6 protein-coding genes and 1 tRNA gene are annotated in these 9082 nt (G+C 59.3%); 5 read left to right on the top strand and 2 right to left on the bottom strand.

Features of this window, described 5'->3' with window-relative positions:
- Positions 1 to 143: 143 nt before the first annotated feature.
- On the bottom strand, positions 144 to 1742 hold the full coding sequence (gene lysS, locus ABX749_RS11735) for a lysine--tRNA ligase (protein ID WP_372896143.1): 1599 nt from the start codon (positions 1740 to 1742) through the stop codon (positions 144 to 146).
- Positions 1743 to 2009: 267 nt separating this feature from the next.
- Here lysS and ABX749_RS11730 point away from each other — a divergent pair, with 267 nt between their 5' ends.
- The 5 genes from ABX749_RS11730 to ABX749_RS11710 all read left to right on the top strand — a co-directional run bounded on the left by ABX749_RS11730 (position 2010) and on the right by ABX749_RS11710 (position 8868).
- Positions 2010 to 2336: a hypothetical protein gene (locus ABX749_RS11730; protein ID WP_145208135.1), complete on the top strand. Its 327-nt coding sequence runs from the start codon at positions 2010 to 2012 to the stop codon at positions 2334 to 2336.
- Positions 2337 to 2423: 87 nt separating this feature from the next.
- Positions 2424 to 2506 (top strand) — tRNA-Ser (locus tag ABX749_RS11725).
- A gap of 618 nt (positions 2507 to 3124) precedes the next feature.
- Positions 3125 to 4906, top strand: a complete 1782-nt coding sequence (locus ABX749_RS11720) for a serine/threonine-protein kinase (RefSeq protein ID WP_372896142.1) — start codon at positions 3125 to 3127, stop codon at positions 4904 to 4906.
- Between the two features lie 363 nt (positions 4907 to 5269).
- A complete protein-coding gene (locus ABX749_RS11715) occupies positions 5270 to 6967 on the top strand; it encodes an acyltransferase family protein (RefSeq protein ID WP_372896141.1) in 1698 nt (565 codons plus the stop codon).
- Between the two features lie 248 nt (positions 6968 to 7215).
- Positions 7216 to 8868, top strand: coding sequence for an alkaline phosphatase (locus ABX749_RS11710; protein ID WP_372896140.1), 1653 nt, complete (start codon positions 7216 to 7218; stop codon positions 8866 to 8868).
- Here ABX749_RS11710 and ABX749_RS11705 read toward each other — a convergent pair.
- Positions 8840 to 9082 (bottom strand): DUF3365 domain-containing protein (locus ABX749_RS11705; protein WP_372896139.1); only part of this gene is annotated, 243 nt, incomplete at its 5' end. The genes ABX749_RS11710 and ABX749_RS11705 overlap by 29 nt on opposite strands.

Below are 9082 nucleotides of genomic sequence, written 5' to 3'. Positions count from 1 at the left end.
GCATCCCCACGCGCTGCGAAGCAGCAAGACGGGCGGCTAAAGCCTGCACACCAGCGCAGGTTGGTGTCCAGCCTTCAGGCGCATCCCACTCGCTGCGAAGCAGCGAAACGAACGGCGAAAGCCTGCACACCAACATTGCTCCATCAACCATTTTCCGTCGGCCGCAAAACCGGGAACAGGATCACATCGCGAATCGATTTCTGTCCGGTCAAGATCATCACCAGGCGATCGATTCCGATTCCCAGTCCTCCTGCCGGCGGCATCGCGTGACGCAACGCGCGGATGAAATCGTGGTCCATCTTGGCCATCGACTCTTCATCGTCCTGCCCTTCCAATTGCGTCTCGAACAGCTTTTGCTGCAGATCGGGATCGTTCAGTTCGGTGTAGGCGTTGGCCAGTTCCATTCCACTGATGAACAGCTCGAACCGTTCGGCGATCTCGGGGTTGTCCCGCTTTCGTTTCGTCAGCGGACAGATACTGGCCGGATAGTCGATCACAAAAATCGGCCCTTCCAGCGTGTCTTCGACTTTCTCTTCAAAGATCTCGTTGCGGACGACGTCCAGGTGCTTGTGTTCGGTGTCCAAGCCTAGCTTTTTGGCATACTCGATCACCGCCTTGTCATCGGTCTCGTCGATTCCGGTCGCCTCTTTGAACAACTCGGCATAGGTGGCCCGTTTGAACGGCGGCGTGAAATCGATCGTCTTGCCCGCGTATTCGCGTTGGTATCCGCCACCGATCACTTCGATGGCGTTACAGATCACGCGCTCGGTCAGATCCATCATCGACACGTAGTCCCCGTAGGCCTGATAGACCTCCAACATCGTGAATTCGGGGTTGTGCCGCGGGCTCAGTCCTTCGTTGCGATAGACACGCCCGAGTTCGTAGACCCGTTCCATGCCGCCGACCATCAGCCGTTTCAGGTGCAGCTCGAGTGCGATCCGCAGGGTCAGCCCCATGTCGAGGGCATTGTGGTGCGTTTCGAAGGGGCGCGCCGCGGCGCCGCCGGCCACGGTATGAAGCGTGGGGCCTTCGACCTCGCAAAAGCCATCCGCATCGAGCGTGGCGCGGATCGATTTGACGATTCGCGTGCGGTCCAAGAACGTTTCCATCGTGCCGTCGTTGAACGCCAGGTCGGCGTACCGCATCCGCTGCTTCAGATCGACGTTGGTCAGCCCGGCGTGCTTTTCCGGCGGCGGTTCCAGCATCTTGGTCTGGAACGTCAGCTTCTCGGCAAACACGGTCAGTTCACCGGTGTTGGTGCGTCCCAACCGTCCTTCGGCGGCAATCAGGTCCCCCAGATCGAACAACTTGGCGAGCGCGAAATCGTCTTCGCCGACTTGTTTCTTGCCGATGAAGATCTGGATCGATCCGGTCCAATCCTTGATGTTCAAAAAGATCAGCTTGCCGGTCGGCCGGGCCAACATGATGCGGCCGGCGACGCGAACGGTGGGACCGATTTCTTCGCCGGGGCCGTTGTCCGATTTCCACTGGCGGTAATCGACGTCTTCGGATTCGACGTCCGGCAGTTCCAGAAGTTGGCCGTCTTTGGTTTGAAACTTGATTTCCGGGATGCGTTTGCGGCAATCGCCGATCAGCGTTCGGTCGTCGAAACGCGAGCCGTAAGGATCGATCCCCAGCGCTTCAATTTGTCGCAGTTTTTCGCGGCGTGCCACTCTCGGGTCGGTGGTGTCACCATCGTCGGGAGTGCCATTTCCGTTGCCGCCGTCTGGGTTCTGATTCATCTTGACTGCTGATTGGGTTGAAAACTGCCGCGGAAAACGACCGGAATTCCGGGCCTGGGGCCGAATTGTCGAACCGATGGCCGGTTTTGACAAGGCGAGCGCCGGTTTTGACAAGGCCAGCGCCGGTTTTGACAAGGCCAGCGTCTGGGAGCTGTCTTGACCCGGACCGCGGCGGTTGGTTATCAGACGTTTTGTTGTCGCCGGCGTCGTCGTGACGCCGGACCACGACGCGTTTCTCTCCCGCCACCGATCGAATCCGAGTCCCCCATGAGTCGTTTTCTCGCCTTCACCTTGTTCCTTGTCGTCGCCACCTGCTTTTCCGCCAACACCCAAGCGTCGGCGGCCGAAGTCGTCCATTTCCAGTGCAAGGAATGGAAAGCGAAACACATCCACGATGCCAAAAAAGCGACCGCGATTGCCGGAACGTTGAAAAAATTGGGTTGTGAAGTCAAGGAAGAACAGCACAACGGCCATCTGGACGTCAAATACCGCTGCGTCAAAGAACGCACGCTGCCCGTCAAATCCCACGCCGAAGCCGTCAAATGGGAAAAGTGGTTCAAGGAATTCGGGTTCAAGGTCTACCACACCCACTAGTGCTTACGCCACTTGCCCCGAACCCGAAGTGTGATTTACACTTCTGTCGTGGACGGCAGGCCGTTTCGACGACGAAGCCGTTCTTGAGGAGGATAAGCGAATTGGCAAGCAGACTGATTCGAAATCAGTTGCCGCGCAAGCGGTTGCGGGTTCGAGTCCCGTGTCCTCCGCTGTGACCATCACACCCTCGAAAACACTCTGTTTTCGAGGGTGTTTTTGTTGGGTCGCACCCCACCGGGACGAACCTCGACGACCGGCGGCTCCCCCGCGCCGAAGGCCGGGGCAAATCACCTCCCGTCTCTCTCTGATTACCGGAAATGGCACCGGCAAAAGTGTCGGTGTGCGGGCTTCAGCCCAATACCGCTAAGTTAACATCACTGAGGGGGCCCGGACGCTGGCGCGAACCGGCTGATATCAAACGAATATCAGCCGTTTGGCGCGAGCCTACGGGCCCTCAACTTAGGAAACGACGCTTCACTTAGCGGCATTGGGCTTCAGCCGCCCACTGTCGCTGCTTCGCAGCGACCGGGTATCGCCTGAAGGCGAAAACACCAACGATTGCTGAATCGCGTGTTGCTTTCGCTCGTGCCATGCGTGTCGCAAAATTTTTTCTGCATCTTGCTGTCGGGCAGTGGCGGAAAACGGCGGTTGCTTGATTGGAGGGGAGCTGGAACACAAAACTCCCGCCGGCGTTTTCCAATAGACTCCGGTGCGTTCGCTTTGGGCGATCCATGGAGCTTTGTCGGCCCCGATTTGTAACTCACGTCCGCAGGAATGGTTCGAAGACGATGAATGTTCGCCAGAAAAAGCTTCCAATTGCGGCCCTGGAACGGATTGACGATCGGTGCACCGAATTTGAACGACGATGGCAGTCAGGCGATCCGCCGACCATCGAATCGGTCTTGGAAGGAGACGTGCGCGACGCGGAGTGCGACGTGCTGTTGGCTGAACTGGTTGTCCTGGAAATGGACTATCGGCGACGACGTGGTGAGGGGCCGACGAAGCAGGAATACCTGGACCGGTTTCCCGATCATGTCAACGCGATCAACGGCGCGCTGAAAGACGACGACAAGCGAGCCGGTGCCTTCGTGCCACCCACCATCGCACGTCTGGCCGAACGGTTTCCCGCCCTGGAGATCATCGAACTTCTCGGTGCGGGAGGAATGGGAGCGGTCTACAAGGCGCGGCAAAAAGGGCTCGATCGCATGGTCGCGTTGAAAATCCTGCCGGAAGAATTCGCCCACGAAGCGAACTTTGCCCTCAGGTTCACCCGCGAAGCTCGCACGCTGGCGAAACTCAATCACCCCAACATCGTCTCGGTGTTCGAGTTCGGAAACGTCCAGGACACGCACTACTTCATGATGGAGTTCGTCGACGGACCGACACTTCGCGACGTCGTGCGTGCCGGCCAATTGTCACCCGAACACGCCTTGGCGATCGTGCCGCATCTCTGCGACGCGCTGCAGTATGCTCACGACAAGGGTGTCATCCACCGCGACATCAAGCCCGAAAACATCCTGATGGCCGAGGACGGTTCGGTGAAGATCGCCGACTTCGGTTTGTCGCGGATACTGGGCAACGAAAACCAACAGACGATGCTCACGGGCACCCACCAGATCATGGGCACGCCGCGCTACATGGCTCCGGAACAGCTGGAGGGCGCCCGCGGCGTTGACCATCGGGCCGACATCTATTCCCTGGGCGTTGTCTTTTATGAAATGCTGACCGGCGAGCTTCCGATCGGACGATTCGCCGCGCCGTCACAGAAGGCCCAGATTGACGTGCGGCTCGACGAGGTGGTTCTACGCACGCTTGAAAAGGAACCGCAACGGCGATACCAGCATGCCAGTCAAATCAAATCGGACATGCAAACCATCGCGTCGACGGGCAACCCCGCGCTCGCCCCCACCCTGGTTGCCGGCGAAGTCGCCGGCCAGACCGACACGCCCTCGGCCATCCAGCCATCAACGGCAAGTCTGCATCACCAGGAATTGGCCGCGCGATTGTTGTTGACCCGGCGCGACCTGATGGATCGCATTGGCACGTCGCTGCGTCCACTGTTTCGGGGACAACTCTTGCAAATCATCATTGGCGTGCTGATCATCGTCTTGGGGGCTCAATGCTGGGCCCGCAACATGGACGTCGCCCATCGAGTGATCTGTGGAATCATTCTGCACGTCTACGGGATCCTCGTGATCGCCGCGGCAGCAGCGGTCTGCACCAAAATCAATCGAATCGACTACTCGGAGCCCGTCGACCAGATCCGCGACCAACTGGAAGCCGTCAGAAACATCTATCTGAAAGTCGGTGCGGTGATCGGATTCCCCTGGTGGTTGATGTGGATCCCGGTCACCGTTGCGATCGGTTTTGATGCCGTCCTGCATCCGAATTCACTAGTCCCGTCACTCATCATCGGAGTGATCGGATTGGTTGTCTCCTATTGGCTGTACTGGCGAGTCCAGCGATCGGACCGGCCGTCGGCGGAGGCATGGCGAAAACGCTTCGCCGGCAACAGCATCGCCAATGCGTCGTTGGTTCTCACCGAGATCGAACACGCACAGATTCGGTAACGGCTCGATTGCCGACCGCCGGCGACAGGGGCCACCAGAGGAACCTTCGATTCTGAAGCATGTCGCCGGGTTGAGGCTGGGCACCGGTTTATAGCCAAATACCGCTACGTTAAGCGTCGTTTCCTCTAGGGAGGGCCCGTAGGCTCGCGCCAAACGGCTAATAATCGTTTGACATCAGCCGGTTCGCGCCAGCGTCCGGGCCTTCACTTAGCGGTACCGGTTTAAAGCGGGTCGCTGTGATCCGTCACCACGTTGATCCTCTCAAGTCAACGTGTCTCGCTACCTTTCTGTCGCAACCGCCAGAAAGCCCATCCATCCGTTCGCTCGTTTTAATCCTTCCGGCACCTGCATCAGGAGTTCAACATGAGTCCTACACTCGACACCGCCGTGATCACGGACCCGCTGGAGGACACTTCGGGATCTGCCGGTGCAGCCGCGGCGCCAACGACTGAGCCGACGATCAAACGGCGACACGACCTGGACGCACTGCGTGCGATCGCGATGTTGCTGGGGATCGTGCTTCACGCCGCACTCTCGTTCTCGCCGATTCCCTGGCCCGTGAAGGATTCGCAGACAAGCGAGTCCTACTCCGTACTGTTCGCCGTGCTCCACGGGTTTCGCATGCCGCTGTTTTTTATGTTGAGCGGTTTTTTTACGGCGATGTTGTGGCGCAAACGAGGACTCGGCGGATTGATCAAACAGCGACTCAAACGGATCGCCCTACCGCTTTTCCTTGGCTGCCTGACCATCGTGCCGAGCATGTGGGCGGTCAGTGCCTTCGTCAGCCGCCCGTCATCGGCAGGAACGCAGAACGCGGCCGCCTGGGAAGCGGTTGTCGCCGGTGAGACCGACCGCGTTCGGGCAGCGATCGAGAACGACCAGTTGGGCGTCGACGCGGTCAGCCAAGATGGCGCGTCGCTGTTGACCGTCGCTGTGTTTCTCGGTCATACGGAAATGGTTGAAATGCTGCTGGACATGGGAGCCGATGTCGACCAGCGAAACAGCGACCAGGGGACGGCGTTGCACAGCGCGGCGTTCATCGGCCGTGCGGAGGAGGCCGCCTTGCTGTTGCGTGCCGGAGCCGATGCGGACGCTTCGGACGCCAACGGACAAACGCCAAAGACCCTGCTCAAGACCGACTTCGGCACCACAAACTTTATCGCGACCTCGTTTGGGCTTCCGCTAGACGAACCGACGTTGAAGGCCGGTCGCGCCGAGATTGCAAATCAGCTCGGTGTCCAGGACTACCTCGGTTCTGGCAGCGGAGCCGCGACAGGTCCCGGTTGGGAAACGATCGAGGCGCTCTTGTTTCAGTTTCCGGTCTTCATGCATTTGTGGTTTCTGTGGTTCCTGTGTTGGTTGATCGCGGCGTTCTTGATTTACGCCCCCCTGGCCGATGCGTTAAAGCTTCGCAAGCTCCCGGCATGGCTGGTGTGTTCGCCGGTCAGTCTGCTGTGGCTGATTCCGCTAACGATGTTACCGCTGTCGTACATGAACCCTGTCAGCTTCGGCGCGGATCCATCCATTGGACTGCTTCCGCTTCCCAGCGTGCTCGCTTACTACGCCGTGTTCTTTTTCTTCGGGGCGCTGTACTGGGACATCGACGACACCGAGCATCGCCTCGGACGCGAGTGGGCGATCAGCTTGTCGGTCGCGCTGATCGTTGTCTTTCCGATCGGTCTGGATTGGGTGTCCGGAACGCTCGGAATCGTGCCGTCACTGCAAGATCCCAGCCTGAATTCACTCGCCGCAATCTTGATGCAGGCCCTGTTTGCGTGGCTGATGATCTTCGGATCGATCGGGCTGTGTCGTCGCCTGATGTCTCAAGAGAGCCGTCCCATGCGATACATATCCGATTCGTCGTACTGGCTGTATCTGGCTCACCTACCGCTGGTCCTGCTGGCACAGTGGTTCGTCCGAGATTCGACGCTGCCCGCGTTTGTGAAGTTTTCCGGAATCACGATCGTGATTTCTGCGTTCCTGTTGCTGACCTACGAGTACGGTGTTCGCTATACGATCATCGGCCGAATCCTGAACGGGCCGCGAAAACGGGCCGCGTAGCGAGGTTCGCCCGCGTTGTTGCGGAGCCTCAGGTGGCAAATGTGCAGCGGGCTGGAAAGCTAGCGCCCCGCATTTTGGGCCTCCAACAGCCAGTCCGTCCGACTGGGCATCTCCCCGCGTGGCCGAATCTGGGTCACAATCACTGGTCTGGCAGACTAAGTTCCGCGGAGTGGCTCCCGCTGATTAGAGTGGCCCCCGCTGATTCCTGCCCCCCGCCTCGCCTCCTTCCACCGATAGATTCACCCGAGATGCAGATTCCCTGTTTCAACACGCGATGCTCAACACTCGTTTTCCTGCTCGCCTGCAACCTCAGTAGCGGCCTGTCGTCCGCTCAAGACCCCGACCCGATTGCGACGCTTCAGGAAGAAGCTGTGCGAGCGAACCGTTCCGACTGGGGCCATTGGGGGCCCAACGGAGACGTTTATTCGAGCTGGAAGAATCACAGCAACCGGCTGATCCCCATCTACACGTTTGGCATCGATTTGAAATCGGTTGCGGGGGAGAACAGTGTGTATCGCGATCGTGCGGCGCTGGAGAAACTTTACGGCCAGGTTCCCGAAAAAACCTTGAATCCCGAGGCGGAATACTTTGACCAGACCGATGTTTATCGGCTGCAAAAATCAGCGATCGAATCGGGCAAAAAGCGAATCATCTTGTTTATCTTTGACGGCATGGACTGGGACACCACGCGAGCCGCGGCGATCGCCAAGCAGGGCAAAGTCAGCTACGACAGCGGCCGCGGCCAGGGACTCGCCTTTCAAGACTACCGCGGCGCGAAGACCGACTTCGGATTCTTCGTCACTAGCCCGCACAACGATGGGACGAACATCAACGTCGACGACCAGATCGTCACCTCACCCGGCGGCAAGGTGCCCGGCGGATACGATCCGGCGCTGTGCGGTGCGACTCCCTGGAGTCCGATTACCGACGCCGACTACCCGATCGGCAACAGCAAGCAGACCAAGCACGCCTTCACCGACTCCGCCTCGTCGGCGACCTCGATGACATCGGGCATCAAGACCTACAACGCTGCGATCAACGTGGATCCCCTGGGACGCGAAGTCCTTCCGATCGCCAGAACGCTGCAACAAGATAACGTTGCGATCGGTGTGGTCACCAGTGTTCCGATCAGTCACGCCACGCCCGCGTGCGCTTACGCGAGCAACGTGCATCGCAGTGACTATCAAGACCTGACGCGCGACTTGATCGGACTTCCGTCCAGCTACCATCCCGGCGGATTGTCGGGCGTCGACGTCCTGATCGGCGGCGGCTGGGGGACCGAAAAGGAAACCGATGGTGCGCAGGGAAAGAACTTTGTGCCCGGGAATCGATACATCACCAACGAAGATCTGGCCGCCATCGACGTGGCCAACGGAGGTCGGTATGTCGTGGCGCAGCGGACGCCGGGCAGGACGGGCACCGAAGTGTTGAACGATGCGGTCAGGCAAGTCAAAACCAGCGGCGATCGATTGTTCGGCTACTTCGGCGTCCAAGACGGGCACCTGCCGTTCCGCACCGCCGATGGAAACTACGACCCGGTGATCAGTTTCGGCAACCCCACACCAGAACCCGCCGAGGTGTACAGCGACGATGACATCAACGAAAATGTCCAGTTGCGTGAGATGGCGCTCGCGGCGCTTGACGTCCTCGATGCACGCTCGGATCGCTGGTGGTTGATGATCGAATCCGGTGACGTCGACTGGGCGAACCACTCCAACAACATCGACAACTCCATCGGCGCCGTCCACAGCGGTGACGATGCCTTCGCCGCCGTGGTCCAGTGGATCGAGCAACACGGCGGCTGGGACGAGACGGTGTTGATTTTGACCGCCGACCACGGACACTACTTTCAACTCGATCGGCCCGAAGCACTCATTCCTGGATCCAGAACCAGCCCCTGAGTTCGCCCTCGTTGAACCCGGTGGCACGATCGTCGGGGTACAGTTGGGCGAGCTTTTGCTTGATCTCGGGAACGATTTGCTGCTCGGGGCCGTGGCATAGCAAACACTGCGTCTGCAGCTTGATCGGCAACAGGGCTGCCGCAGAGTCGTCGGACAACACAGCGAAAACCGGCGTGTCGACTTTCTGTTCGACCAACGCTGCCGCCCACTCGGG

The organism is Stieleria sp., assembly GCF_041595215.1.
GTDB lineage: Bacteria > Planctomycetota > Planctomycetia > Pirellulales > Pirellulaceae > Stieleria > Stieleria magnilauensis.
Note: the sequence above shows the minus strand (reverse complement) of the source record. Positions and strands in the feature narration are given on the sequence as shown.